Source organism: Dactylosporangium cerinum (assembly GCF_042653625.1).
GTDB classification, from domain to species: domain Bacteria; phylum Actinomycetota; class Actinomycetes; order Mycobacteriales; family Micromonosporaceae; genus Dactylosporangium; species Dactylosporangium cerinum.
In genome coordinates, this window is the sequence record NZ_JBHSIU010000021.1 from 22,344 (window position 1) to 47,545 (window position 25,202).

General features: G+C 72.2%; 22 protein-coding genes and 1 pseudogene. 19 read left to right on the forward strand and 4 right to left on the reverse strand.

Annotated features, from left to right (window positions below):
* Positions 1 to 13 precede the first annotated feature (13 nt).
* The 8 genes from ACFPIJ_RS21370 to ACFPIJ_RS21405 all read left to right on the forward strand — a co-directional run bounded on the left by ACFPIJ_RS21370 (position 14) and on the right by ACFPIJ_RS21405 (position 10,175).
* Positions 14 to 1,966 (forward strand): TIGR03960 family B12-binding radical SAM protein, encoded by a 1,953-nt coding sequence (locus ACFPIJ_RS21370; RefSeq protein ID WP_380116938.1) that lies wholly within the window; start codon positions 14 to 16, stop codon positions 1,964 to 1,966.
* Complete coding sequence (locus tag ACFPIJ_RS21375; protein WP_380116939.1) at positions 1,959 to 2,762, forward strand: TIGR03936 family radical SAM-associated protein; 804 nt, start codon at positions 1,959 to 1,961, stop codon at positions 2,760 to 2,762. The genes ACFPIJ_RS21370 and ACFPIJ_RS21375 overlap by 8 nt, the downstream gene beginning before the upstream one ends.
* A 129-nt stretch (positions 2,763 to 2,891) precedes the next feature.
* The gene (locus ACFPIJ_RS21380; RefSeq protein WP_380116940.1) at positions 2,892 to 5,756 is read left to right on the forward strand and encodes an Rne/Rng family ribonuclease; all 2,865 of its coding nucleotides are present in this window, start codon (positions 2,892 to 2,894) and stop codon (positions 5,754 to 5,756) included.
* Positions 5,757 to 5,885: 129 nt separating this feature from the next.
* A complete protein-coding gene (gene rplU, locus ACFPIJ_RS21385; protein ID WP_203853353.1) occupies positions 5,886 to 6,200 on the forward strand; it encodes a 50S ribosomal protein L21 in 315 nt (104 codons plus the stop codon).
* Between the two features lie 10 nt (positions 6,201 to 6,210).
* Positions 6,211 to 6,468 (forward strand): 50S ribosomal protein L27, encoded by a 258-nt coding sequence (rpmA, locus tag ACFPIJ_RS21390; protein ID WP_033365480.1) that lies wholly within the window; start codon positions 6,211 to 6,213, stop codon positions 6,466 to 6,468.
* A gap of 94 nt (positions 6,469 to 6,562) precedes the next feature.
* Complete coding sequence (gene obgE / locus ACFPIJ_RS21395) at positions 6,563 to 8,017, forward strand: GTPase ObgE (protein WP_380116941.1); 1,455 nt, start codon at positions 6,563 to 6,565, stop codon at positions 8,015 to 8,017.
* 69 nt (positions 8,018 to 8,086) lie between these two features.
* A complete protein-coding gene (locus tag ACFPIJ_RS21400; RefSeq protein WP_380116942.1) occupies positions 8,087 to 9,010 on the forward strand; it encodes a GNAT family N-acetyltransferase in 924 nt (307 codons plus the stop codon).
* Between the two features lie 16 nt (positions 9,011 to 9,026).
* On the forward strand, positions 9,027 to 10,175 hold the full coding sequence (locus tag ACFPIJ_RS21405) for a hypothetical protein (RefSeq protein WP_380116943.1): 1,149 nt from the start codon (positions 9,027 to 9,029) through the stop codon (positions 10,173 to 10,175).
* Here ACFPIJ_RS21405 and trpS read toward each other — a convergent pair.
* Positions 10,108 to 11,193: a tryptophan--tRNA ligase gene (trpS, locus tag ACFPIJ_RS21410; RefSeq protein WP_380116944.1), complete on the reverse strand. Its 1,086-nt coding sequence runs from the start codon at positions 11,191 to 11,193 to the stop codon at positions 10,108 to 10,110. The genes ACFPIJ_RS21405 and trpS overlap by 68 nt on opposite strands.
* Before the next feature lie 286 nt (positions 11,194 to 11,479).
* On the opposite strand from trpS, the gene ACFPIJ_RS21415 reads away from it, so the two are divergent.
* Together ACFPIJ_RS21415 and ACFPIJ_RS21420 are read left to right on the forward strand one after the other, a co-directional pair.
* Positions 11,480 to 11,662 carry a hypothetical protein gene (locus tag ACFPIJ_RS21415; RefSeq protein ID WP_380116945.1) on the forward strand — a complete coding sequence of 61 codons (183 nt, stop codon included), beginning with the start codon at positions 11,480 to 11,482 and terminating at the stop codon, positions 11,660 to 11,662.
* Complete coding sequence (locus tag ACFPIJ_RS21420) at positions 11,659 to 12,168, forward strand: hypothetical protein (RefSeq protein ID WP_380116946.1); 510 nt, start codon at positions 11,659 to 11,661, stop codon at positions 12,166 to 12,168. The genes ACFPIJ_RS21415 and ACFPIJ_RS21420 overlap by 4 nt, the downstream gene beginning before the upstream one ends.
* Before the next feature lie 52 nt (positions 12,169 to 12,220).
* Here the strand turns inward: ACFPIJ_RS21420 and ACFPIJ_RS21425 are convergent, their stop codons facing one another.
* Positions 12,221 to 12,439 (reverse strand): DUF397 domain-containing protein, encoded by a 219-nt coding sequence (locus tag ACFPIJ_RS21425; protein WP_203853346.1) that lies wholly within the window; start codon positions 12,437 to 12,439, stop codon positions 12,221 to 12,223.
* 84 nt (positions 12,440 to 12,523) lie between these two features.
* On the opposite strand from ACFPIJ_RS21425, the gene nadD reads away from it, so the two are divergent.
* From nadD to ACFPIJ_RS21470, 9 genes and pseudogenes are all read left to right on the forward strand, one after another.
* On the forward strand, positions 12,524 to 13,117 hold the full coding sequence (gene nadD, locus ACFPIJ_RS21430; RefSeq protein ID WP_203853345.1) for a nicotinate-nucleotide adenylyltransferase: 594 nt from the start codon (positions 12,524 to 12,526) through the stop codon (positions 13,115 to 13,117).
* 80 nt (positions 13,118 to 13,197) lie between these two features.
* Complete coding sequence (gene rsfS / locus ACFPIJ_RS21435) at positions 13,198 to 13,581, forward strand: ribosome silencing factor (protein ID WP_203853344.1); 384 nt, start codon at positions 13,198 to 13,200, stop codon at positions 13,579 to 13,581.
* A 64-nt stretch (positions 13,582 to 13,645) separates the two neighbouring features.
* Positions 13,646 to 14,245, forward strand: a complete 600-nt coding sequence (locus tag ACFPIJ_RS21440; protein ID WP_380116947.1) for a histidine phosphatase family protein — start codon at positions 13,646 to 13,648, stop codon at positions 14,243 to 14,245.
* A 41-nt stretch (positions 14,246 to 14,286) separates the two neighbouring features.
* The gene (locus ACFPIJ_RS21445; RefSeq protein WP_380116948.1) at positions 14,287 to 14,676 is read left to right on the forward strand and encodes a hypothetical protein; all 390 of its coding nucleotides are present in this window, start codon (positions 14,287 to 14,289) and stop codon (positions 14,674 to 14,676) included.
* Positions 14,677 to 14,693: 17 nt separating this feature from the next.
* Entirely contained in the window at positions 14,694 to 15,560 is an 867-nt protein-coding gene (locus ACFPIJ_RS21450) for a DegV family protein (RefSeq protein ID WP_380116949.1), read from the forward strand.
* Between the two features lie 85 nt (positions 15,561 to 15,645).
* Positions 15,646 to 16,407: a ComEA family DNA-binding protein gene (locus ACFPIJ_RS21455; RefSeq protein WP_380116950.1), complete on the forward strand. Its 762-nt coding sequence runs from the start codon at positions 15,646 to 15,648 to the stop codon at positions 16,405 to 16,407.
* Positions 16,404 to 18,695: a ComEC/Rec2 family competence protein gene (locus tag ACFPIJ_RS21460; protein ID WP_380116951.1), complete on the forward strand. Its 2,292-nt coding sequence runs from the start codon at positions 16,404 to 16,406 to the stop codon at positions 18,693 to 18,695. Before ACFPIJ_RS21455 ends, ACFPIJ_RS21460 begins: the two co-directional genes overlap by 4 nt.
* Positions 18,696 to 18,731: 36 nt before the next feature.
* Positions 18,732 to 19,715: a DNA polymerase III subunit delta gene (holA, locus tag ACFPIJ_RS21465; RefSeq protein ID WP_380116952.1), complete on the forward strand. Its 984-nt coding sequence runs from the start codon at positions 18,732 to 18,734 to the stop codon at positions 19,713 to 19,715.
* Positions 19,712 to 19,924: pseudogene (locus ACFPIJ_RS21470) on the forward strand (hypothetical protein); the annotation flags it as partial. The gene holA and the pseudogene ACFPIJ_RS21470, both read left to right, overlap by 4 nt.
* A gap of 3,685 nt (positions 19,925 to 23,609) precedes the next feature.
* On the opposite strand, the gene rpsT reads toward ACFPIJ_RS21470, so the two are convergent.
* The gene (gene rpsT, locus ACFPIJ_RS21475) at positions 23,610 to 23,876 is read right to left on the reverse strand and encodes a 30S ribosomal protein S20 (protein WP_380116953.1); all 267 of its coding nucleotides are present in this window, start codon (positions 23,874 to 23,876) and stop codon (positions 23,610 to 23,612) included.
* A 125-nt stretch (positions 23,877 to 24,001) separates the two neighbouring features.
* Entirely contained in the window at positions 24,002 to 25,180 is a 1,179-nt protein-coding gene (locus ACFPIJ_RS21480; protein WP_380116954.1) for a L,D-transpeptidase, read from the reverse strand.
* Positions 25,181 to 25,202: the final 22 nt, after the last annotated feature.

The window sequence follows — 25,202 nt, forward strand, 5'->3', positions numbered from 1 at the left end:
ACCCTGGTAGCTCGTGAGCGTCACAAGCGTCTTCCCGCAACTCGAGCGTCTGCTGCCCCGGATCAGCAAGCCGATCCAATACGTGGGCGGTGAGCTCGGTGCGGTCGTCAAGGACTGGGACTCCGTCACCGTGCGGTGGGCCCTGTCCTACCCCGACGCCTACGAGGTCGGGCTGCCCAACCAGGGCGTCCAGATCCTCTACGAGGTGCTCAACGAGCAGCCCGACGTGCTCGCCGAGCGCACCTACGCGGTGTGGCCCGACCTGGAGGCGCTGATGCGCGCCGAGGGTGTGTCGCAGTTCACCGTGGAGGCGCACCGCCCGGTGAGCGCCTTCGACCTGTTCGGCATCTCCTTCGCCACCGAGCTCGGCTACACCAACATGCTCACGATGCTCGACCTGGCCGGCATCCCGCTGGAGTCCCGCGACCGGGACGACCGGCACCCGATCGTCGTGGCCGGCGGGCACGCCGCGTTCAACCCCGAGCCGATCGCCGACTTCATCGACGCCGCCGTCCTCGGCGACGGCGAGGAGGCGGTGCTCGAGATCACCGCGATCGTGCGCGAGTGGAAGGCCGAGGGTTCACCCGGCGGCCGCGACGAGCTGCTGCTGCGCCTGGCGCGGACCGAGTCGGTCTACGTGCCGCGCTTCTACGACGTCGACTATCTGCCCGACGGGCGCATCCAGCGGGTCGTGCCGAACCGTGCGGACGTGCCGTTCCGGGTGCACAAGCGCACCACGATGGACCTGGACGCGTGGCCGTATCCGAAGCGCCCGCTGGTGCCCCTCGCCGAGACGGTGCACGAGCGCTACGCCGTGGAGATCTTCCGTGGCTGCACGCGCGGCTGCCGCTTCTGCCAGGCCGGGATGATCACCCGCCCGGTGCGGGAGCGCTCGATCACCACGGTCGGGCAGATGGTCAAGGAAGGGCTCGAGTTCTCCGGCTTCCACGAGGTCGGCCTGCTCTCGCTGTCCTCCGCGGACCACTCCGAGATCGGGGACATGTGCTCCGGGCTCGCCCAGCAGTACGAGGGGACCAACGTCTCCCTGTCGCTGCCGTCGACCCGGGTCGACGCGTTCAACGTGACGCTCGCCCAGGAGCTGTCCCGCAACGGGCGGCGCACGGGCCTGACGTTCGCGCCGGAGGGCGGCTCGGAGCGGATCCGCAAGGTGATCAACAAGATGGTCACCGAGGAGGACCTGATCCGCACGGTCGTCACGGCGTACAGCAACGGCTGGCGGGCGGTGAAGCTGTACTTCATGTGCGGGCTGCCGACCGAGACCGACGATGACGTGCTGCAGATCGCCAAGCTGGCGCACGAGGTCATCCGGGCCGGCCGCGAGGCCACCGGCTCGCGCGACATCCGCTGCACGGTGTCGATCGGCGGGTTCGTCCCGAAGCCGCACACGCCGTTCCAGTGGGCGAAGATGGAGACCCCGGAGGTCATCGACCACCGCCTCCGGGCGCTGAAGAACGCGATCAACAGCGACCGTAACCTCGGCAAGGCGATCGGCTACCGCTATCACGACGGCCAGCCCTCGCTGATCGAGGGCCTGCTCAGCCGGGGTGACCGGCGGGTCGGCGCGGTCATCCGGCGGGTCTGGGAGCAGGGCGGCCGCTTCGACGGCTGGTCCGAGCACTTCTCCTACCAGCGCTGGGTCGACGCCGCCGCGGCGGTGCTGCCGGGCTACGGCGTGGACCTGGACTGGTTCACCGTCCGCGAGCGCGACCAGAACGAGGTCCTGCCGTGGGACCACCTCGACTCCGGCCTGGACAAGGACTGGCTCTGGCAGGACTGGCAGGACTCGGTCACCGGGTTCGAGCAGGACGACTGCCGGTGGACGCCGTGCTTCGACTGCGGCGTGTGCCCGAGCCAGGACACCGAGATCCAGATCGGGCCGACGGGCAAGAAGCTGCTCCCGCTGACCCCGGTCGGCACAGGACTGCGGGTGCCCGGCCATGGCTAAGCGACAGCCCGAGGGTGGGCAGGACCCCGTCGTGCAGCGGATCCGGCTGCGGTATGCCAAGCGGGGCCCGATGCGCTTCACCTCGCACCGCGACTTCGCCCGGGCGTTCGAGCGGGCGCTGCTGCGCGCCAACGTGCCGATCGCCTACTCGCAGGGCTTCACCCCGCACCCCAAGGTCTCCTACGCCTCGGCGGCGCCGACCGGTGTCGCCAGCGAGGCGGAGTACCTGGAGATCGGCCTGCGGGCCGTCGTGGACCCGGACGACCTGCGGGCCGCCCTCGACGCGGCGCTGTCACCCGGCCTCGACGTGATCGAGGCCGTCCAGTCGCCGCTCAACGGCGGCGGCAGCCTGGCCGACCGGATCGACGCGTCGGCCTGGCACATCGAGCTGCCCGGCATCACCCCGGAATCGGCGGAGGCGGCCGTCCGGGCCTTCCTGGACGCCGGCGAGGTGCTGGTGGAGCGGCTCACCAAGCAGGGCAAGCGGGTCTTCGACACCCGTGCCGCCGTCGTCAGGCTGGAGCTGCTGGAGGCCTCTTCGGGCCCCGGTGACGTACCTTCCGGGGTCACCGAGGCACCGTGTGCGATACTCGACCTTGTCGTGCGGCAGGGAACCCCGACCGTTCGACCCGATGATGTGCTGTCCGGTCTGCGTGTAGTAGCCGACCTGGAGCCTCCGGTCCCGCCTCGTGCGACCCGACTGGCTCAGGGAGTGCTGACCGCGCAGGGGGAGTTCGTCGATCCGCTCGCTGCGGATCGGCCGGCGGCTGTCGTCGGGGCTTCGTCACTGGTGTAGTCGGCGAGGTTGGCAGACTTTCGGCGGATCGTCCGTGCGAGCGGATACCTCCGCCGGCACAACATATAGGTGCCCCCGTGTGGCTGCGTTTGTACGCGCCCGGGAGCGCCAGAACTGGAGAACGTCCGCATGTTCGACAACGAGTCGGCAAGCGGCGAGGCTACCGGCGATGAGCCGGTGGCAGACGCCGCAACCACCGAAGAGACCACTCCCGTCCGCCGTACGCGGCGCCGGGCCACCAAGGCGACCGCCGCGCCGGTAGAGCCGGAGCCGGCGGCCGCGGACGACGCGGCGCCCGCCGCGGCCGAGGCGGATGCCGAGCCGGCACCCGTTCGCCGGACCCGCCGCAGGGCGGTGAAGGCGACAGCAAGCGACGAAACGGGCGAATTGGGAGAGTCCGGGCAGCAGGCGCTGCCACTGGACACCGAGGAGCCCGCTGTCGCGCCGGTCAAGGCCACCAGGACCCGCCGCCGGGCCGTGAAGGCCGCGCCGGTGGAGGAGCCCGAGCCGCTGCCGGTCGCAGCCGCCGAACCCGAACCCGAACCTGAGCCCGACGCCGTCGTCGACGAAGAGGTCGAGGCCGTCGAAGAGGTCGTCGAGGTCGTCGAGGAGCCCCCGGCCCGCCGGGGTCGCCGGGCCGCGCCGATCCAGGTCCTGTTCATGCCGCCGAGCGAGGAGATCGAGCCGGTCCGCCCGGCGACCGTGGTCTCCGGTGCCGCGTCGGGCATCGACCCGTTCGCCGCACCCGCGCCGGCCGTCGACGCCGCGGATGACTACGACGACCTGGGTGAGGACGTCGCCGAGGAGCCCGTCGGCCGCAGCCGCCGGCGCCGGGGCCGGCGCTCCGCCGAGGAGGCCCCCGCCGTCTCGGCGCACGCCGAGGCGCCGGTGGAGACCGATGAGGTCGACGCCGAGGCCGAGGAGGACGAGGACGACGACGAGTTCGAGCCCGGCACCCGCCGCCGCCGGCGGCGCGGCCGCCGAGGCCGGGGCCGTGGCCGGGGCACGCTTGGCGAGGACGTCGACGACATCGACGGCGAGGGTGACGGCGAGTCCGAGGCCGAGGGCGAGGAGGCCGCGGCCGACGAGGACGCCGAGGCCGGCGACGACGGCGACGAGGACGGCGAGGGCCTGACCCGCCGCCGGCGCCGCCGCCGGCGCAAGGGCTCGGCCGACACCGAGCCCGCCGACGACCCGCACGTGGTCGTGAAGATCCGTGAGCCCCGCCCGGCCGCCCGTGAGCGCGACCGCGACGAGGTCCAGGGCATCTCCGGCTCGACCCGCCTGGAGGCCAAGCGCCAGCGCCGCCGGGACGGTCGCGAGCAGCGCCGCACCCGCCCGCCGATCCTGTCGGAGTCGGAGTTCCTGGCCCGCCGCGAGGCGGTCGACCGCACGATGGTGATCCGCCAGAAGAACGACCGCACCCAGATCGCGGTCCTGGAGGACAAGGTGCTCGTCGAGCACTACGTCACCCGGGCCTCGTCCAGCTCGATGGTGGGCAACGTCTACCTCGGCCGGGTGCAGAACGTGCTGCCCAGCATGGAGGCGGCGTTCGTCGACATCGGCCGGGGCCGCAACGCGGTGCTCTATGCCGGCGAGGTCAACTGGGACGCGACCGGCCTGGAGGGCCGCACCCGCTCCATCGAGCAGGCCCTCAAGTCGGGCGACTCGGTGCTGGTGCAGGTGACCAAGGACCCGATCGGCACCAAGGGCGCCCGGCTGACCAGCCACATCGCGCTGTCCGGCCGGCACCTCGTCTACGTGCCGCACGGCAACGCGTCCGGCATCAGCCGCAAGCTCTCCGACATCGAGCGCAAGCGCCTCCGCGACGTGCTGAAGAACCTGGTGCCCGACGGCGCCGGGGTCATCGTGCGCACCGCGGCCGAGGGCGCCAGCGAGGACGACCTGGCCCGCGACGTGAAGCGGCTGCAGGCGCAGTGGGAGGCGATCCAGGAGAAGTCCGGCAGCAGCAGCGCGCCGGCCCTGCTCTACGAGGAGCCCGAGCTGGTCGTGCGGGTCGTCCGGGACCTGTTCAACGAGGACTTCCACGAGCTGGTCATCCAGGGCAACGACGCCTACGAGTCGGTCGAGCCCTACCTGTCGCACGTGTCGCCGGACCTGGTCGACCGGGTGCGCCGCTACACCGGCGTCAACGACGTCTTCGCCGACCTGCGCATCGACGAGCAGCTGATCAAGGCCCTCGACCGGCGGGTGTTCCTGCCCTCCGGCGGCAGCCTCGTCATCGACCGCACCGAGGCGATGACCGTCATCGACGTCAACACCGGCAAGTACACCGGTGCCGGCGGCAACCTCGAGGAGACGGTCACCCGCAACAACCTCGAGGCGGCCGAGGAGATCGTCCACCAGCTGCGGCTGCGTGACCTGGGCGGCATCATCGTCATCGACTTCATCGACATGGTCCTGGAGTCCAACCGTGACCTGGTGCTGCGCCGGCTGACCGAATGCCTGGGCCGGGACCGGACCAAGCACCAGGTCACCGAGATCACCTCGCTGGGCCTGGTCCAGATGACCCGCAAGCGGGTCGGTCAGGGCCTTCTGGAGGCGTTCAGCGAGACCTGTGAGGTGTGCAAGGGCCGCGGCCTGATCATCCACACCGAGCCGATCCCGGAGAAGCGCGGTGGCGGCGGGGGCGGCAGCAACGCCGGCAGCAACGGGCACAGCGCGCCCGCGAAGGCCGCGGCGACCGTCACCAGCGGCGTGGACGAGTCCGACGTGCAGCCCGCGCGCAGCAGCCGGCGGCGGGGCCGCCGGGGTGGCGCGGCAGTCGTCGAGGAGGAGACCACCTCCGAGGTCGAGACCGACACCGTGGACGTGCCGCACACCGTGGAGGACGTCGAGGAGGAGTCGGAGTTCACCCCGATCGCCTCCGAGGACGACCCCGACAACGTCGATGAGGACGAGGACGAGTCGGCCGGCAACGGCGCCCGCCGCCGGACCCGCCGGGGTGGTCTGCGCAGGCGGACCCGCCCCTGATTTGGGGGGTGCGCCACCGATGGCGTACCCTCTTAAAGGCGCACCTTCGTGCGTCGGGTCTTTGTGTGCTCTTCACAGCAGCGACGCAGATGACCAACCGCCAGTAGCTACGACAGGAGTCCGCGTCCGATGTACGCGATCGTCAAGACCGGCGGCAAGCAGTACAAGGTCGCCGAGGGCGATGTGATCGAGGTCGAGAAGCTCGCGGGCCAGCCTGGCGACTCCCTGTCGCTTGTCGCTCTGCTGCTTGTCGACGGCGAAGATCTCATCACCGACGCGGCGAAGCTTGCCAGTGCCGCGGTGACCGCTGAGGTTGTCGCGCACACCAAGGGTCCGAAGATCCGGATCCACAAGTTCAAGAACAAGACCGGCTACCACAAGCGCCAGGGTCATCGCCAGCCGCTGACCCAGGTGAAGGTCACCGGCATCTCCACCGGGAAGTAGGGGCAGCGCGATGGCACATAAAAAAGGTGCGTCCAGCTCGCGGAACGGGCGCGACTCCGCTGCCCAGCGGCTCGGCGTGAAGCGGTTCGGCGGCCAGCTGGTCAACGCCGGCGAGATCATCATCCGGCAGCGCGGCACCAAGTTCCACCCGGGTGACCTGGTGGGTCGCGGTGGCGACGACACGCTGTTCGCGCTCGCCGCGGGCCACGTGCTCTTCGGCACCAAGCGTGGCCGCAAGACGGTCAGCATCACCCCAGCCGCAGGCTGAAGTTTCTTTCCGGACGGCGGGCCGGGGGCATATACGCTCCCTGCCCGCCGTTCGTGTGTTTGTGGGTTCGTGTTCGTAGTGAGGGGATCGGGTCGTGACCACGTTCGTTGACCGGGCCGTGCTGCACGTGAGGGCCGGCGACGGTGGCCATGGCTGCGTGTCCATCCACCGTGAGAAGTTCAAGCCGTTCGGCGGGCCCGACGGCGGTGACGGCGGCCACGGCGGCAGCGTCAAGCTCGTCGTCGACCCGGGCGTGCACACGCTGCTGGACTTCCACTTCCACCCGCACCAGAAGGGTGGCAACGGCGCCGGCGGCGCGGGCAACGACCGCGACGGCGCCAACGGCAGCACGCTGACCCTGCGGGTGCCGGACGGCACCGTGGTGCACAGCATGGACGGGGAGGTCATCGCCGACCTGATCGGCGAGGGCACGGAGTTCGAACTGGCCCGCGGCGGCCGGGGCGGGCGCGGCAACGCGGCCCTCGCCAACACCCGCCGCAAGGCGCCCGGCTTCGCGGAGCTCGGCGAGCCCGGCGAAGAGATCGACGTCGTCCTGGAGCTCAAGAGCGTCGCCGACGTGGGCCTGGTCGGCTTCCCGTCGGCCGGCAAGTCGTCGCTGATCTCGGTCATCTCGGCGGCCCGGCCGAAGATCGCCGACTACCCGTTCACCACCCTGGTGCCCAACCTCGGCGTCGTGCAGGCCGGCGACAACACCTTCACCGTCGCCGACGTGCCCGGACTCATCCCGGGCGCGGCCACCGGCAAGGGCCTGGGCATGCAGTTCCTGCGCCACATCGAGCGCACCGCGGTGCTGGTCCACGTGGTCGACACCGCCGCGCTGGAGACCGAGCGCGACCCCGTGTCCGACATCGACGCGATCGAGGCCGAGCTGTCCGCGTACGGCGGCCTCGAGGACCGGCCGCGCATCGTCGCGCTCAACAAGATCGACGTGCCCGACGGCCGTGACCTCGCCGACATCATGCGTGCCGAGCTGGAGGAGCGCGGCTATGCGGTCTACGCGGTGAGCGCGGCCACCCACGAGGGGCTGCGCGAGCTGATCTTCGCCATGTCCGAGCTGGTGCTGCAGCAGCGCAAGCTGGCGCCGCCGCCGGAGCGCACCCGCATCGTCATCCGCCCGGTCGCCGTCGACGACAGCGGCTTCAGGATCGAGCAGGACGCCGAAGGCGTCTTCGTGGTCAGTGGCGGCGCGCCCGAGCGGTGGGTGCGGCAGACCAACTTCGACAACGACGAGGCCGTCGGCTATCTTGCCGACCGGCTCGCCCGGCTCGGCGTCGAGGAAGCGCTCAAGAAGGCCGGCGCGGTGTCCGGATCGCCGGTTCGTATTGGCGCCCGTGAATTCGATTGGCAGCCCAACACCTACACCGCGGACGACTACGTGCCCGGTAACCGGGGCACTGACCACCGCATCGAGGAGCCCAACAAGCGCGTCCGGGCCTCGGAGCGCAAGGCCATGCGCGGGGCCCGCCGCCAGCCGTACGAGACGCTGGAACTTTCACCCGCGGACGACGACGACGCGGAGGACTTTTAACCCGGCGCGCAACGAAATTCGCTGGTCAGGTGAAACATCCGGGAAATCCGGGTTGCGTACCGTCGATCCATGTTGATCGAGCAACGTCCATCGGACGACTCGGAAGTGATCGCGCTTGTGGTCGATCAGCAGGTCGAACTGCGGGCGCGGGACGGTGGCCGCGACGGCCATGTCTACGCGGTCGACCCGGCGGCGAGGTATCTCGTCGCGGTCATGGGTGGTGACGCGGTCGCCTGCGGTGCCCTGCTGGCCATCGACATGGACGCCGCCGAGGTCACCCGGCTCTATGTACGCCCGGCGTACCGCGGCCGGGGTCTGGCCCGGCGGATGCTCGCCGCGCTGGAGGACTTCGCCGCCTCGCGGGGGCACCGCGTGCTGCGGCTGGAGACCGACGTGACCTCATCCGACGCCATCGCCCTGTTCCTCGCCTCGGGCTACCGGCCGATCCCGCGGTTCGGGCCGTACGTGCGATACGAGGGCAGCCGCTGCTTCGAGAAGCGGTTCGACGACGCCGACCGCGAGGTGCGGGTGACGCGCCGCGCCGCCGGCGACCCCACCGTGGTGGAGCTGCTCGCCGCCGCCGCCGACGAGATGGCCCATCGCTACAGCGGACCCGACGCGCGCCGCTTCCCGATCAACCCGGCGGCCCGCTTCGTGATCGCCACGGTCGACGGGGTCGGCGCCGGCTGCGGCGCGATCCAGCCGATCGACGACCAGACCGTGGAGCTCAAGCGGATGTATGTGCGCCCCGCGCACCGCGGCACCGGCATCGCCAGGCGGGTCCTCGCCGCCCTCGAAGACCTCGCGGTCGGTTCGCACTACCCGCTGATCCGGCTGGAGACGGGTTCCCGACAGCCGGAAGCGATCCGTTTGTACGAATCGGCCGGTTACCGACCGATACCACCCTATGGGCCGTACGTACACAGTCCGCTCAGCCTGTGCTACGAAAAACTCGTTATTGCCACGGAGGCCATCGCGTCCGAGCTCGCGTGAGGCTAATGTTCGGTCGGTGGGCATCCTCGAACGGCTGACCCGACCGGCACGTTCTCCTCGTGAGCGTTTCGCCGACCAGGTGCTGACAGAGTTGCGCAGACTCGGGGTCCGGGACGCCGAGTTCCGGCCGACCCAGTTCGCGATCGTGTGTGAGTGCGGCCAGGACGCGTACAGCTGGCTGTTCCTGGCCAAGGCATTCAGCCAGTACCAACGCCGGCCCGGCGACCGCAAGCGGTTCGTGCGCGACTTCGTCGCCAGCAGCCTGGCGCCGCCGGCCCAGCCGGAGACGTTCGCCGAGGCGCTGCCCAAGCTCCGCCTCGCGCTGCGGCACGCCGCCCGCGGCACCCGCACTCTGCGCCGCCCGGCGCTGCCGCACCTCGACGAGGTGGTGCTGGTCGAGGACGTCCCGGTCGACCTGGACAGCCCGGGCCGCTGGGGCGTCAGCGTCGAGGAGATCTTCACGGCCGCGCACGACCACACCCTCGCCCGCGCCGAGCTGCCGGCCAGCGCCGCGCTCTTCGGCCCGTCGGTGCTGCACGTGCCCGACTACTCCGGCGAGCACCTGGTCTCGTGGGTGCTGCTGGAGGGCTGGCTCGCCGAGCTCGACGAGCAGGTCGGCGGGCGGGCCGTCGCGTTCCTGCCGAGCACCCTCATGCTGCTGGTCTGCGCCGACGAGCCGCGCCTGGTGGAGCAGCTGTTCGACCTGGCCGCCGACGAGTACGCGCGCACCCCCAGGCCGTTGTCGCCGATGGCGTACACCACCGACGACGACGGGCACGTCGTGCCCTTCGACCCGGAGCCGGGTCACCCAGCGTTCCACGCCGCGGCCAAGGCCCGCCGCCGGCTCGCCACCGACGTGGCCGAGCACCAGCGGCGGACCCTCGCCGATCCCCGGCTCGTGGACTGCACCCTGACCGCCCGGCCGGACGGCTCCACGTTCACCGCCGCCATCTGGGCCGTCGGCTCGCCGGCGCTGCTGCCGGTCGTCGACTTCGTCGGGGTGTCGCTGCCAGGGGAGCGGGTCTTCTACGTGCCGTGGGCCCTGATGGTCGAGGCCGACCTGCTGATCGAGGAGATCGACTTCCGGCCGGCCCGCTTCAGTGCGGTCGACCGGCCGTCGCCGGCGTCGCTGGGCTACCTGCGGGAGCGCGCCGTTCACCTGTGAGGCCGCCGCTTTGCTGGCCGCTCTCTTGGGCGCTCCTGTGGGTGCTCTTCTGGGCGCCCAGGCCCAGTGCTGCCCTGGCCCGGCGCACGGTCTGGTCCGCGTGCTGGGCGGCCCGCTCGGCGCCGGCTGCCAGCACCGACTCGATGTCCTCGTCGGTCAGTGCCTGATAGCGGCGCCGGATCGGCTCGAGCGTGTCGATCACGGCGTCCGCTACCGCCTGCTTGAGCTGCCCGTATCGGGTGAACTCGCCGGCGACGGTGCGCGGGTCCCGGTCCGTCAGCGCGCCCAGGATGTCGAGGAGGTTCGCCACCCCAGGGCGTCGGTCGGGGTCGTGCACCACGTCCGTGCCGGCGTCGGTCACCGCCCGCATCACCTTGCGCCGCAGGACGTCCGGCGGGTCGAGCAGGAACAGCACACCGGCGGTCGACGCGTTGGTCTTGCCCATCTTGCGGGTCGGCTCGGCCAGGTCCGCGATCCGCGCGGCGACGGCCGGGTGGACCGCGCGGGGCACGGTGAACGTCGGGCCGTAGCGCTCGTTGAACCGCTCCGCGAGGTCGCGGGTCAGCTCGACGTGCTGGCGCTGGTCATGGCCCACCGGCACCTCCTCGATGTCGTGCAGCAGGATGTCGGCGGCCATCAGCACCGGATAGGTCAGCAGGGACAGCCGCGAACCACCACCGCCGCCCTTCTCCTTGAACTGGATCATGCGGTGCGCCTCGCCGTAGCTCGCCACGCATTCGAGCAGGTAGTGCAGTTCCAGGTGGGCGGCGACGTCCGACTGCCGGTACAGCACGGTCGTCCCGGGGTCGACGCCGGCGGCCAGCAGGAGGCCGGCCACCTCGCGGGAGCGCGCCTGGACGAGGGCCGGGTCGTGCTGCACGGTCAGGGCGTGCAGGTCGGCGATGAACGCGACGGTGGGCTGCTCGAACTGGCCGCGGACGACGGGTCTGATCGCGCCGACATAGTTGCCGAGCTGGAGCGGGCCGGTGGGCTTGAAACCGGAGATGCGACGGGACATTTCGGATTCCTCCGTGCTTTTTGCCCGCCCGGGTTCCGCAAAAAGGCCGCCCGGAGCGGGCGGCCTGAAAGGGGATGTGTCTGCGTGTAGGAAGTGGCCGCCCCTAGAGGGCGCGCCAGCTCAGCAGTCGTTGCAGCACGTATTCACCTTAGCAGGGTTCTTAGGCGCTCTTCAGGGTCGTAATGTCCTCAATGTCGGGTCGGTGAGTGGCCCCCTCTCTGGCCCCTCCCAAACGGCGGATCCAGGTGTTGGCTGGACCTGGAGATCCGATCGGGGAGGGCATGGCATGGACGAGATGGTGGGGGCCGGCGTCGACGTGGAGGGGGACCGGCACTGGCTACGCCTGAGCTGCCCGGGCTGCCGGGGCTGGCTGGGCGTGCCGGGCGAGGTGCCGCCCGGGCCGGCGGCGCAGCTGGTCGCGCGGCGGATCGACGCGTTCGTGCAGCGGCACGTGGGCTGCGGGCGGTGACGATGCTGCGCCAATTCCGCCTGATCGTCGCCGGTCCGCTGGACGACGAGCGGGCCGACCTGTTGTTCGACCGGGCCGACGATCTGAGCGTGGAGCTGGTGCCCGCCGAGGGGGTGGCCTGGGTGGCGTTCGACCGGGTCGCGCCGACGCTGGTCGACGCGGTGGTGTCCGGGGTGCGTGACCTGGACGCGGCGGGCGTCGGCATCGACCGGGCCGTCGACGACGACCCCCTGGTCACCCTTGAGGTGATCGCGGCGCGGATCGGGCGGCCGGTGGAGGTCGTGCGCGGATGGGCCGGGCTTCCCGCGCCGGTCAGGGACCATCCACGGCGGCCGGTCTACCACTGGCCGGACGTGTCGGCGTGGCTCGACCGGCACCGTTCACCCGTGCCGCCGGCCGGCGGTGGCGCCGCCGCCCTGGAGGCGGTCACGCTCGCGCTGCGGTTGCGCGCATTGGCACCCCGGCTCGAGCGGATGCCGCCGATCCGGTCGTTGCTGTATCCGTGAGTTGTCGGGCTTGCGGTGTGGTCGCCGCCCTCGGGTGGCGGCCACACCCCGCTCACACGTCGAATTCGCCGTCCTTGGCGCCGGCGACGAAGGCGTCCCACTCGTCCTGGGTGAAGACGAGCACCGGACTGTGCGGGTCGGCGCCGTTGCGCAGCCCGATCAGGTCGTCGACGAACGCCACCTCGACCCGGCTGCCGTGGCTCTCACCGGGCGCTGATCGCCATACGGCGCGGGAGCTGTCAAAGGCACCCTTTGGGTGCGCAAACGTCATGAACCCTGAGGCTACACGTAGGGCCTCAGGGGGTGGCAGCGGAGGCACCCGTCCGAGGGACGTTCTGATCATTACGATGCCAGGATGCGCGTCGGCATCATGGGCGGGACGTTCGACCCGATCCACCACGGTCACCTGGTCGCCGCGAGCGAGGTGGCCGACCGGTTCGGGCTCGACCAGGTGGTGTTCGTGCCCACCGGCGACCCGTGGCAGAAGACCGGGTCGGCGGTCAGCTCACCGGAGGACCGCTACCTGATGACGGTCATCGCGACCGCGTCGAACCCACGGTTCATGGTCAGCCGCGTCGACGTCGACCGCGACGGCCCGACCTACACGGTCGACACGCTGCGTGACCTGCGCGACATGTACGGGGCGTCGGCGGAGCTGTTCTTCATCACCGGCGCCGACGCGCTCAACAAGATCCTGTCCTGGAAGGACGCCCAGGACCTCTTCGACCTCGCGCATTTCGTCGGCGTCACCCGGCCGGGATTCGAGCTCGACGCCTCCCACCTGCCCGAGGACTCCGTCAGCCTGGTGCAGGTGCCGGCCATGGCGATCTCCTCCACCGACTGCCGGCGGCGGGTCGAGGACGGCAAGCCGGTCTGGTACCTCGTCCCCGACGGAGTGGTGCAATACATCGCTAAGCGGGGTTTGTACCGAAAAGTCGACAACATCTGAGAGGCAGACTGTCGTACGGGCGTGAGAGGCTAGAACCAGCCCGGCACAGCAGGCCGGGGCAGACCGACGAAGGGAGCCCGGTGCCCGCGACTGAGCGTGCCATCGAGCTGGCGCTCACCGCTGCGCAGGCGGCCGCCGACAAGAAGGCTGAAGACATCGTCATCCTGGACGTCGCCGACCAACTGGTCATCACCGACGCGTTCCTGGTCTCCTCGGCGCCCAACGAGCGGCAGGTCCTGTCGATTGTCGACGCCATCGAGGAGCGGCTGTCGCAGCTGCCCGAGAAGGCCAAGCCGGTGCGCCGCGAGGGCGAGCGGGGTGGACGCTGGGTCCTCCTGGACTACGTCGACATCGTCGTGCACGTCTTCCACACCGAGGAGCGCGAGTTCTACTCGCTCGACCGGCTCTGGAAGGACTGCCCGGTCATCGAGTTCGTCGACCGCGACCTGCCCGCGCCCGCGTGACGGGTCCGGAGCGCAGCGGAGGGCCGGGCGCGGGTCGGCGCCGCGTCTTCGCGGAGGCGGCGGCGTGACGCGCCTGTTGCTCTGGCGGCACGGGCAGACGGCCTGGAATGCCGGTGGGCGGGTGCAGGGACAGATCGACACGCCGCTGTCGGAGACCGGGCTGGCGCAGGCCGCCGCCGCGGCGCCGCGGCTGGCCGCCCTGGAGCCGGACGTCCTCGTCGCCAGTGACCTGCGCCGCGCCAGCGCCACGATGGCCGCGCTCGCCGCGCTGGTCGACGTCCCGGTCACCTATGACCCGCGGCTGCGGGAGCGCAGCTTCGGCGAGTGGGAGGGTCTGACGCACCCCGAGATCCTCGCCACCTGGCCCGAGGCGTTCGAGCGCTGGCGGCACGGCGAGCCGGTCGACGACGCCGACGTCGAGGCGGTCGACGCGCTGAGCAAGCGCATGACCGACGCGCTGGAGGAGATCGTGTCCACGGCACCGCCCGGCGCGACGATCGTCGTCGCGACCCACGGCGCCGCCGCCCGGCACGCCACCTGCGCACTGCTCGGCTGGCCGCAGTCGCTCGCCTCGACCCTCGGCGCGCTGCTCAACTGCCACTCCACCGACCTGCGGTTCGATGAGACCCGCGGCTGGCAGCTGGCCGGGCACAACCTGCCATGAGCATCGGGAACCGGGCGTTTGGCGGTACCGTCGAAAAGGTCATGGCACTTCGCTCCTTCCTGGTCCTGGCCGTCGTCGCCTCGGCGCTCGGCGGCTGTGCGGCGGCCTCCGACGAGTCGGCGGGCGCTCCTTCGGTCGCGCCGTCGTCGTCGCCGTCGTTGCAGGCGACGCTCGCTCCTTCCCGGCCGGCGGCGGCGCCGAGCGGCCCGGGCATCTCCGGCACGAGCATCTCCGGCGAGATCGTCGAAGGGGTCGAGGCCGGCTGCCTGCTGCTGCAGACCCCCGGCACGCTGTATCTGCTCATCGGCGGTGACCGGGCCGCACTGCAGGTCGGCAAGCGGGTCACCGTCGTCGGCACCCCGCAGCCCGGCCTGATGAGCACCTGTCAGCAGGGCACCCCGTTCCAGGTGGTATCGGTCCGGAGCGGCTGATCGGCTACGGTGCCGTCATGACCGGCCCACACCCCGCCGTCGCCGTAGTCACCGACTCGACCGCCTGCCTGCCGGCCGACCTGGCCAACGACCCGGTCCGGCGGCTCACCGTCGTGCCGCTCGCCGTCGTCGTCAACGGGGTCCCCGGCCTCGAGACCATCGACGTCGACTCCGCCACCGTCGCGGAGGCCCTCAACGCCCGCCGCGTCGCCGTCACCACCTCCAGGCCGTCCCCTGAGGCCTTCACCGAGGTGTACCGGCGGCTGCTCGCCGCGGGCGCGTCCGCCGTCCTGTCGGTGCACCTGTCGGCGAAGCTGTCCGGCACGTACGACGCGGCCACCCTCGCCGCCGCGGAGTTCGACGGTGCCGTCTCCGTCGTCGACACCCAGTCCACCGGCATGGGGCTCGGTTTTCCCGCGCTCGCCGGCGCGGCCGCCGCCGCCTCCGGTGCCGCGCTCCCGCAGGTGCGGCAGGCGGCGCTGGACGCCGTCGACCGGACCTCGACGCTCTTCTACGTCGACACCCTCGAGTTCCTGCGCCGCGGCGGGCGGATCGGCGCGGCCGCGGCGCTGCTCGGCACCGCCCTGTCGGTGAAGCCGATCCTGCACACCACCGACCAGGGTGTCGTCGTGCGGGAGAAGGTCCGCACCGCGAGCCGGGCCCTTGCCCGTCTGGTCGACATGGCCGACGAGGCGGCGGGCTCGTCGGTGGTGGACGTCGCCGTGCACCACCTGGCGGCGCCGGAGCGCGCGGACGCGCTGCTCACGACGTTGAAGGAGCGGCTCGGGGAGCGGCTGCGGGGGGCGTATCAGACGGAGGTCGGCGCGGTCGTCGGCGCCCACGTCGGGCCGGGGATGGTGGCCGTGGTGGTGCACCGGACGTAGGGGTTTTCCACAAGCGCCCCGTTGTCCACAGGTTGGCGTCTGTGGGTGGGTGGGTGCCTCCAGCCCGGTCCTAGCGTGACCCGGCATGAGGCGCAGCGCTGCAGACAGTGAGACCGAGCCGGCGGGGCGGCTGGCCAGGGTGGTCGGCCTGCCCCCTTCCCCTGACTCGTATCCGTGGGACGAGTCGTTTCGTTCCGATTCCACTGGTGGCGCCGATTCCTCTCATGAGGGTCGTGAGCGGCCGTGGCTGGCGGCGGTCGATCCCGGGCGGCGGGGTGTCAGGGTCCTGGCGGTCGTCGCCGCGCTCGTGGTCTGCGTCGCGGCGTTCCTCGCGTGGCGGGCCAGGCCGCAGGTCAGCTCGGCGCCGCCCACCACCGCGGTCTCCGCCGCCGCCGTCTCTGCCGCGGCGCCGAGCAGCGCCGCCGCCAGGCTCGTCGTCTCGGTCAACGGCAAGGTCCACCGGCCGGGCCTGGTCGAGCTGCCGGCCGGCGCCCGGGTCGCCGACGCGATCACGGCGGCCGGCGGTGCGCTGCCCGGCGCCGACCTGACCGGCCTCAACCTGGCCCGCAAGGTCGTCGACGGCGAGATGATCTCGGTCGGTGTCTCGGCGCCGCCGGGTGGCGCACCGGCCGTCCCCGGCGGTGGCGTCGGCGGCGGACCGGTCAACCTCAACACCGCCACGGTCACGGAGCTCCAGACGCTGCCGGGCATCGGCGAGGTCCTCGCGCAGCGCATCGTCGAATACCGCGACCGGCACGGCGGCTTCCGCGCCGTCACCGACCTGCGCCAGGTCGAAGGCATCGGTGACGCCAAGTTTCAGCAGCTCAAGGACAAGGTGACGGTGTGAGCACCGACCTGCGCCTGGCCGGGGCCGCGACCGGCTGCTGGCTGACCGCGCTGGCGTGCCTGTTCTGCCCCGCCGGGGCCGGCTGGGCGGTCGGCCTCGGCGCGCTCGTCCTCGCCGCGGGCTGGGCCCGGCTTCCCCTGCGGGCCCTGCGACCGACCCGGTGGGTGGTCGTCGCGGCGCTGATCGGCGTCGCCTGCGGCGCGGTCGCGACGGCCGCCCGGGTCGGTGAGCGGGACAGCGAACCCCTCGCCGGTCTGGCCGCCGCGCACAAGACGGTGCGCCTCGGCCTGCAGATCGCCGACGACCCGCGGCTGGGCCGCCCGACGGCCGGGCGGTCCCCGACGATCATCGTGCCGGCCCGGCTGACCTGGCTGCACACACCCGACGGCACCCGGGTCGAGCTGGGCGCACGGGTGCTGATCCTCGCGAGTGACCGCGGATGGCTGGGCCTGCTGCCCGGGCAGCGGGTCGAGACGACCGGCCGGCTGTCCCCGCCCGACGGCGGCGACCTGCGCGCCGCGATCGTCTCCGTCACCGACGCACCCGCCCGGGTGAGCGCGGCGCCGCTGGTGCAGCGGGCGGCCGGGACGCTGCGGGCCGGCCTCCAGCGCGCCTGCCGGCCGCTGCCCGCCGAGGCGGGCGGGCTGCTGCCGGGCCTCGTCGTCGGCGACACCAGCCGGCTCGACCAGCAGCTCGCCGACGACTTCCGCGCCACCGGCCTCACGCACCTCACCGCCGTTTCCGGCGCGAACCTGGCGATCGTGATCGGGCTGGTCCTGGTGCTCGCCCGCTGGTGCCGGGCCACGCCGAAGGTCGCCGCGCTCATCTGCGTGCTGGCGCTCATCGGGTTCGTGATCCTGGTCCGCCCTTCGCCGAGCGTGCTGCGGGCCGCCGCCATGGGTGGGCTCGCCCTCGTCGCGCTCGCCCTCGGCCGCCCCCGGGCCGTGCTGCCCTCGCTCGCCACCGGGGTGCTCGTCCTCGTCGTCACCGACCCTGAGCTGGCGGTCGACGCCGGGTTCGCGCTCTCCGTGCTCGCCACCGGCGGCCTGGTCCTGTTGGCGCCGCGCTGGTCCGAGGCGCTGCAGGCGCGGGGCTGGCCGGCGTTCGCGGCGGAGGCCGTCTGCGTGCCCGCCGCGGCGCAGGCCGCCTGCGCGCCGGTGATCGCCGCCATCTCCGGTGGCGTCAGCCTCACCACCGTGCCCGCCAACCTGCTCGCCGGCCCGGCCGTCGCCCCCGCCACCGTCCTGGGCATCCTCGCCGCGGTGCTGTCGCCGCTGCTGCCCGGCGTCGCCGAGTTCACCGCCTGGGTGGCGGCGTGGCCGGCCCGATGGCTGGTCACGATCGCCCACCACGGCGCCGCCGTCCCCGACGGCGTCCTGCCGTGGCCGGGCGGCACGTTCGGCGGGCTGCTCCTCGGCGGGCTCCTCGCGGTGCTGGTCGTCGCGTTCCGGCGGCCGGTCGTGCGCCGGTTCGTCCTCGTCGGCGCCGTCGCCGGCGTGCTCGGCGCCGTCCCCGTCCGGCTGTTCACCGGCGGCTGGCCGCCACCTGGGTGGATCGTGGTGGCCTGCGACGTCGGGCAGGGCGACGCGCTCGTCGTGGCCGCCGGCGGGCACGACGCCGTGGTCGTCGACACCGGGCCGCAGGCCGACCCCGTCGACCGCTGCCTGCGGGACCTCGGCGTGCGGCGGGTGCCGCTGCTGATCATCAGCCACTTCCACGTCGATCACATCGGTGGCCTCGACGGCGTCCTGCGCCGTCGGCGCGTCGACCGGCTGCTCGCACCGCCGTTCGCCGAGCCGGCCGGCGGCCGCAGGGCCGTCCTCGACCGGGGGATCGCCACCCTCGACGCGCCGGCCGGGACGGCGCTGACCGTCGGCGCGGTCGGGTTGACCGTCCTCGGCCCGGCCAGGGCGGTGACCGGCACCCGGTCCGACGTCAACAACAACTCGCTGGTCGTCGCGGTCACCGTCGCCGGGGTCCGGCTACTGCTCACCGGCGACGCCGAGACCGAGGAGCAGGAGAGCCTGCTCACCGCGCCCCTGCGCGCCGACGTGCTCAAGGTCGCCCACCACGGCTCCGCCTACCAGGATCCGGCGTTCCTGGACGCGGTCGCGCCGAGGATCGCCCTGGTCAGCGTCGGTGCTGGCAACGACTACGGTCATCCCAGCCCGGTCGTGCTGGCCCGCCTCGCCCGCGGCGGCGCACGGGTCGTGCGCACCGACGAGCAGGGCGACGTCGCCGTCGTCCGGGACACCGCCGGGCGCCTCGCGGTGGTGGCCGCACGATGAGTTCCTGGCAGAGTTTTGTCAGAGGGTCGTGACACGATGGCTCGTGTGTCTGGTTCTGGTCTGCCCCGCCTCCGTCTGGTGATCGGTGACGAGGAGCTGCTCGTCTCCCGCGCCGTCACCGACACCATCGCCGCCGCCCGCGCCGACGACCCCGACACCGAGGTGCACCGCCGCCCCGGTGGTGAGCTGCTCGCCGGTGAGCTCGCGGAGCTGCTGAGCCCTTCGCTGTTCGGCGGCCGGCGGGTGCTGGTCGTCGACAGCGGCCAGGACGCGAAGAAGGACATCAGCGCCGCGCTGCTCGCCTATGCCGCCGACCCCGAGGACGACGTCGTGCTCGTCGTCACCCACGCCGGCGGCGCCAAGGGCAAGGCCCTCGCCGACGGGCTCAAGGCCGCCGGCGCCGACGTCGTGCCCGCCGCGAAGATCAGCAAGCACCGCGAGCGGGTCGACTTCGTGCGCAACGAGATCCGCCGCCAGGGCGGCAAGATCGGCGAGGACGCCGCCGAGGCCCTGCTCGGCGCGGTCGGCAACGACCTGCGTGAGCTGGTCGCCGCCTGCTCGCAGCTCGTCGCCGACACGGGCGGCCGGATCGACGTGGGCACCGTCGCGCAGTATTACCGCGGCCGGGCCGAGGTCTCCGGGTTCACCGTCGCCGACGCCGTCATGGTCGGCGACACGGCCGCCGCGCTGGAGGCCCTGCGGTGGGCGATGCACGTCGGAGTGGACCCCGTGCCGATCGCCGACGCCATCGCCGACGGCGTCCGGACCGTTGCCCGGGTGGCCGCCGCGGGCAAGGGCAGCGCATATCAACTCGCCGGAAATTTGGGAATGCCTCCGTGGAAGGTCGAACGCGCGCAGCGCCAAGCCCGTGGCTGGACGGCCGAGGCGCTCGTTGATGCCATGCGAGTGGCGGCAGAGTGCAATGCCGCCGTCAAGGGTGGCTCGGACGACCGCGGCTATGCGCTCGAGCGGGCTGTGTTCGCAGTGGTCGCGGCGCGCGCTGGAGGAATAGGACGATGACGACGAGCAACGGGTTCGCCCCACAGGCGCCGCTGTATGTGCGTGCGCTGCGGCTTCGCCACCTGCACATCGGCGGATTCGTCAGTTTCATGCTGTTTGAGTGCATGATCGCGGCCGGCGTGCTGCTTGCACTCGCCGAGTTGGTCAGCTGGTGGGCGGTTCCCGTCCTCCCAGCGGTCGTCGCGGTCATGGTCAAGGTCAACGACATGGCCATCGGCGGTTCGAAGCGGGTCCGCGCCCATGCGCGTTCCGCCGTCCGTGGTTCATCCGAACGGGCGTCATCCACCCGGGTGGATTCCCCCGACCATGACAACGACCCGGCCTCCGCCACCCGGCGGACCACGACCGCACTGGACCGGGCGGAGATGGCCCGAGGCTCGGGCACCTCCACCGGGACCGGCGCCGCGGCCCGTGCCGCCGGTGGCCGCGACTCGGCCGGGACCGGGATCTCGGTCGCCGGCTCGGGCCGCGCGGGCGTGGGCAGCGTCGCCAGGTCGGGCTTCGCGGGCGCCGCCGGGTCCGGCGGGCCCTCAGGCTCGTCCAGCGGCGACGGCTCCTTCGGCGGCGCCGGCTCGTCGGGTGATGGTCGTTCGTCCGGGGGCGCGGGCTCGTCCGGCGGCTCTGGTGACTCGGCTGCTGCGGGCGGCGCCGGTGGCGGCGTCGGGGTGCGGCAGGGCGCCGGCAGTGGCACCGGGGCGGGGGCCACGCGCACGGCGACGCGGCAGGCGGCCAGCGAGCCGCCCGCGCAGCGCAAGAAGGTCGGCGTCATCCGGATCTCGGTCCCGGCCCGCGACGGCGGCCCCCGTGGCACCCGTCCGGCGGAGGCACCCCCGAGCAACGATTACGGGATCTCGCCAGCCGGCGACGTCCCACCCGCCCAGCCCACCGCGGACTCCGTGAGCCGCCGCGCCGTCCGCGAGGGCGACACCGGCTCCGGCCGCGCCGTCCGCGACGGCGACACCGGCGCGCACGCGGCGTTCCCCGACGCCGAGACCGCTCCCGGCCGCGCCTTCCGTGAGGGTGACACGGGCTCTGGCCGGGCGTTCCGTGACGGCGACACGGGCTCGGGTCGGGCGTTCCGTGATGGTGACTCAGGTCAGCAGCCTGTGTTCCGTGACGGGGACACCGGGGTGCACCCGGCGTTCCGTGCGGGCGAGGTCGGCACGCAGCCGGCGTTCCACGACGGCGGCGACGCCCACCGGTCGGACGGCTACGACGGGGACACCGGCGTCCACCCTGGATACGGTGACACGGACACCACCCGCGGGACCCACTTCCGCGACCACGGGACCGGCACCGACGGCCGGCACGGCCGGACCGGCGAGCACGAGGGCTGGGACCAGGCGGCCGGCGGCGGCACCTGGCCGACCCGTTCGGGCTGGGACGAGTCGAGCCGGTCCGCGCAGGCGGGGCAGCACTGGGATCACTCCGGCGAGATCAGCGAGGACCGCGATCAGTCGACGCAGGCCGGCCAGCGCCGCGACCTGGACCAGGCCACGCAGGCGTGGGACCGCGACGGCCAGGCCGCAGGCGGCTGGGACCGTGACGCCCGACCCGTGCAGGGGTGGAACCAGGACGGTCCGCCGGTGCACGGCTGGGACGAACATGGTCAGCCGGTGCACGGCTGGGACGAAGATGGTCAGCCGGTGCACGGTTGGGACCAGGACGGTCAGCCCGTGCACGGTTGGGGTCAGGACGGTCGGGCGGCTCAGCGCTGGGATCAGGACGTTCCGGGCCGGCAGGATGGCTTCGCCGGTCAGGGGGCTCAGGGTGGCGGCGATGGTCAGGCCTGGCGCCAGGAGAACGACGGGCAGAGCTGGGATCGTGCCATGCCGGCGGGCTGGGAGCAGGGCGCCGGACAGGAGCCGGGTGCCGGGTACGCGCCGGGTGCCGGCAGGGGTGACAACGTGCCGGACGGGCACGGTCGCAACCCCGAGGAGGCCACCGACGGTCGTGGGCGGGGCATCCGCCAGAACGACGGATCGTGGAGCGGTCATCCGGCGCGGGTCGAGCACGGGTCGGCCGGTGAGGGCCGGCAGGCGTGGGGCGAGGACACCGCAGCCGGCTGGGGCAACGAGGCCGCTTGGGCCGGTCCGGGCAGCACCGGCGACGGCCAGGCCAACTGGGGCGACGAGACCGTCTGGGGTGACCGCGCCGCATGGACCGGTCGCGGGAGCGGTCGGGCCGACGCGACGTCCACCGGCCAGCCGGGCGGCTACCCCGCTTCGGACGGGCCGGCCGGCCAGCGTGGCTCCGCCGGCGATGAGCGGGGCGTCCAGCGCGGCTACGTCGGCGAGGGGCAGACCGGCCAGCGTGGCTACCCCGGCGATGAGCGGGGCGTCCAGCGCGGCTACGTCGGCGAGGGACAGGTCGGCCAGCGTGGCTACGCCGGCGAGGGGCAAGGCGTTCAGCGTGGGTACGCCGGTGATGAGCAGGCCGGGTACGGCACGGGGCACGGGCAGGCGCCGCACGGCGAGCCGGTCGACCCGTGGGCGGACTGGGACGACGAGACCGGTTGGGCGGACCAGGCGCAGTGGGGCGCGACGCCGAATCGGGGCGGCCAGACCGGCTGGGCTGCCGGGCAGGCGGCATGGAGCGGGTACGACGCCGCCGACGAACCCGACTCCAACGAGCCGACCCGGCCGGTCGACAACGGTCGCGCGGGCAACCGGGACGCCAGCGGCGGCCGGCACGCGCAGCGCCAGCCGGGTGGGCGGCGCAGGGCCGACGACACCGGGCACTTCTCGTCGGGGCAGTTCCAGTCGGGCCGGCACGCCGAGCGGCCGTGGCGCACCGACGAGGACCTGACCCGGCAGCGGACTGGCGGGTTCAACCAGGGCCGGTTCGCCTGACGGGAGCGGCGTGACGACCTCGGTGCCGGCCGCCGAGGTTCCGGCAAGCGTCTGATTCCGCAGCGCCGATCCCGGGCGCATGCCTCGCGCCGCTGCTTGATCGAAGGGCGGATCCGGTCACCCGCGCGACCGGACCTGTCCTTCGATCAACAATCTGGCGGGCGTGGCGAGGGGCTCTTGGGGGACGTCGTCACCGGTTTCGACCCGGCCGCAGTCGCTGGACAACGTCACCGGTCTGGTCACGGCCGGATCGTCTCCGGGGTCAGGGTCCGATGCCGTGGGTGACGTTCCGGACTGTCGTCAAGACGTCGACACCTGGGGCGCGGATCGAAATCTTGGGGCCGCGCCGCCGGTCGGGATGCCGCTGCGGCTCCGTTTCGCCGTCTTTGCCGGATCTGTTCCTGCGTGAACGCGGTCTTGTCGTTGCTCGAAGGCACGTCCTGGTTGTGTGGTGGCCGGTGGGCGACTTCGATCACCAGGAAGATCCACTCCGGGAGCGGGGCAAGCACACAAAGAGGACTGTCCGGACATGGGTGAACGCCGGATCGGACGATCCCAGCACGTTTACGGCGCGACGAGCTGGCCCGGAACCGTGCGAAGAACGGCAGCGGCTGCTTCGCCGGCGACCCCGACCCCGACCCCGACCCCGACCCCGGCATTGTGGTGCGCGGGGTGCCCGACCATCTCATCGACCTGACGGCTGACGGGCACAAGCAGGCGGAGCAGGCCGCCACGCGATCTGGAGGCGGTTCGGGGTCCTTCGGTGACCGCAGGCCGCCCGCAGCATCGACCGGAACAGCCACCCGGAACCGCCGCCTACACCGCCGTCCGGAACAGGCGCCCAGAACAGGCGTCCGACCGCCCGAACGGCCGCCCGGAAACCGTCGCCGAGGGCGATGGCGGAGGGTGGCCGGAGCCGTGCGTGGGGCGTCATCTGGCCCGGGCGGGCGAAGCGGGTCAGGTGTCGGCAAACCTGGAAGCACAGCGAAAGCGCCGCCCTTCAGGGCGGCGCTTTCCGCGGAGTGCAGTGCTGGTGGACCGCTCAGGCGGCCAGCGAGCCCAGCTTCTTGGTGATCGCCGACTTGCGGTTGGCGGCCTGGTTCTTGTGGATGACGCCCTTGCTGGCAGCCTGGTCCAGCTTGCGCGTGGCGGCACGGAGCAGCGTCGCGGCCGCCTCGTTGTCGCCCGCGGCGGTCGCCTCGTGGAACTTGCGGATCGCCGTCTTCAGCGAAGACTTGACCGACTTGTTGCGCAGGCGGCGCTTCTCGTTCTGCCGGTTGCGCTTGATCTGGGACTTGATGTTCGCCACGCGACAGACCTCGTCTTGTTAGCTCGGGTTGGAAACGTTGAGGCGCAAGCAACATGGACGCGTCACCGTGCGCGATGAATCAGGTTACCAGGTCCCCACCCGGCCAGCCAAAACGGCCAGCCGCGTCAGAGGGCGCTGCCCTTCTGGTATTCCTCCCAGGACAGCTCCCAGTCGGTCCAGCCGTCGCCGTACTTCACGCGCTCCTCGGTGCCCTTCACGATGACGGGGTCGCCGATGTGGGTCACGCCGTAGAGCCACTTCGCCAGGTCCAGGGAGATGTTGACGCAGCCGTGGGAGACGTTGCGTTTGCCCTGGTCCTTGACCGACCAGGGGGCGGCGTGGATGTACTGGCCGCTCCAGGTGATCCGCTGCGGGTACTCGACCTTGGTGCGGTAGCCGTCGGGGGAGTCGACCGGGACGCCGTAGGTGGAGGAGTCGAACCACTCCCACTCGTTCTTCACCATGACGATGAAGTTGCCGCTGTCGGAGGGGTTGCTGGGCTTGCCCAGGGAGACGGGCATCGTCTTCAGGACGGCGCCGTCCTCGGTGACGGTCATCTGCTTGGTGGCGTTGTCGACCTCCATGATGAGCCTCTTGCCCACGGTGGCGTCGACGGTGATGTCCTTCTCACCGTATGACTTCCCGCCGAAGGAGACTCCGCCGACCGCGGCGCGCAGGGAGAGCTTGGTGCCGGCCTGCCAGTACTCCTTGGGGCGGTAGTGGATCTCCTTGGAGGTGTACCAGTTCCAGCTGCCCACCTGCGGCGGGTCGGAGGTCATGAAGAGGCGCTTCTCGATGCCGGCGCGCTTGTCCTTCGGGATCTCGGTGCCGAAGGACAGGATCATCATCATGCCGACGCCGACGACCTGGCCGTCGCCGATCTGGCTGCTGGTGCGGATGAGGCTGGACGGCTTCGCCATGGTGGTGAACTTCACGGTGGACTTGGCCTTGCCCGACGTGACCGTCGCCGTGTACTCGGTGGCGTACTTCAGCTGCTTGGCGGGCATCCACTCGACGCCACCAGGAGCGGGCGAGGCAGACGACGACGGCGGCACCACGGCGCCCTCGACGGGGGCACCGGACGCGTCCTGGAGCGAAACGGAGGCGTCGGACGATGCCGCGAAGGTGATGGACGTGGCCGTCGACACGTCAGCGGCACCGTCCGCGGGCGTGGTCACCTTGACGGTGTCCGTGGCGGCGCTGGAGCCACCCCCGGGGTCCTTCCAGGACGGGGCGGCGTCGCCACAGCCGGCGAGCACCAGGGCGCTCGCCACGAACAGCAGGGTCAATCGTCGTAGTTGCATCAGCAACCATTGTGCCTCGGTC

Excerpts from the sequence above, each read along its gene's own strand:
- ACFPIJ_RS21375 (WP_380116939.1), top strand. The coding sequence starts at position 1,959 with ATGGCTAAGCGACAGCCCGAGGGTGGGCAGGACCCCGTCGTGCAGCGG.
- ACFPIJ_RS21380 (WP_380116940.1), top strand. The coding sequence starts at position 2,892 with ATGTTCGACAACGAGTCGGCAAGCGGCGAGGCTACCGGCGATGAGCCG.
- rplU (WP_203853353.1), top strand. The coding sequence starts at position 5,886 with ATGTACGCGATCGTCAAGACCGGCGGCAAGCAGTACAAGGTCGCCGAG.
- rpmA (WP_033365480.1), top strand. The coding sequence starts at position 6,211 with ATGGCACATAAAAAAGGTGCGTCCAGCTCGCGGAACGGGCGCGACTCC.
- ACFPIJ_RS21400 (WP_380116942.1), top strand. The coding sequence starts at position 8,087 with ATGTTGATCGAGCAACGTCCATCGGACGACTCGGAAGTGATCGCGCTT.
- trpS (WP_380116944.1), bottom strand. The coding sequence starts at position 11,193 with ATGTCCCGTCGCATCTCCGGTTTCAAGCCCACCGGCCCGCTCCAGCTC.
- ACFPIJ_RS21415 (WP_380116945.1), top strand. The coding sequence starts at position 11,480 with ATGGACGAGATGGTGGGGGCCGGCGTCGACGTGGAGGGGGACCGGCAC.
- ACFPIJ_RS21425 (WP_203853346.1), bottom strand. The coding sequence starts at position 12,439 with ATGACGTTTGCGCACCCAAAGGGTGCCTTTGACAGCTCCCGCGCCGTA.
- nadD (WP_203853345.1), top strand. The coding sequence starts at position 12,524 with ATGCGCGTCGGCATCATGGGCGGGACGTTCGACCCGATCCACCACGGT.
- ACFPIJ_RS21445 (WP_380116948.1), top strand. The coding sequence starts at position 14,287 with ATGGCACTTCGCTCCTTCCTGGTCCTGGCCGTCGTCGCCTCGGCGCTC.
- ACFPIJ_RS21450 (WP_380116949.1), top strand. The coding sequence starts at position 14,694 with ATGACCGGCCCACACCCCGCCGTCGCCGTAGTCACCGACTCGACCGCC.
- ACFPIJ_RS21455 (WP_380116950.1), top strand. The coding sequence starts at position 15,646 with ATGAGGCGCAGCGCTGCAGACAGTGAGACCGAGCCGGCGGGGCGGCTG.
- holA (WP_380116952.1), top strand. The coding sequence starts at position 18,732 with ATGGCTCGTGTGTCTGGTTCTGGTCTGCCCCGCCTCCGTCTGGTGATC.
- ACFPIJ_RS21480 (WP_380116954.1), bottom strand. The coding sequence starts at position 25,180 with ATGCAACTACGACGATTGACCCTGCTGTTCGTGGCGAGCGCCCTGGTG.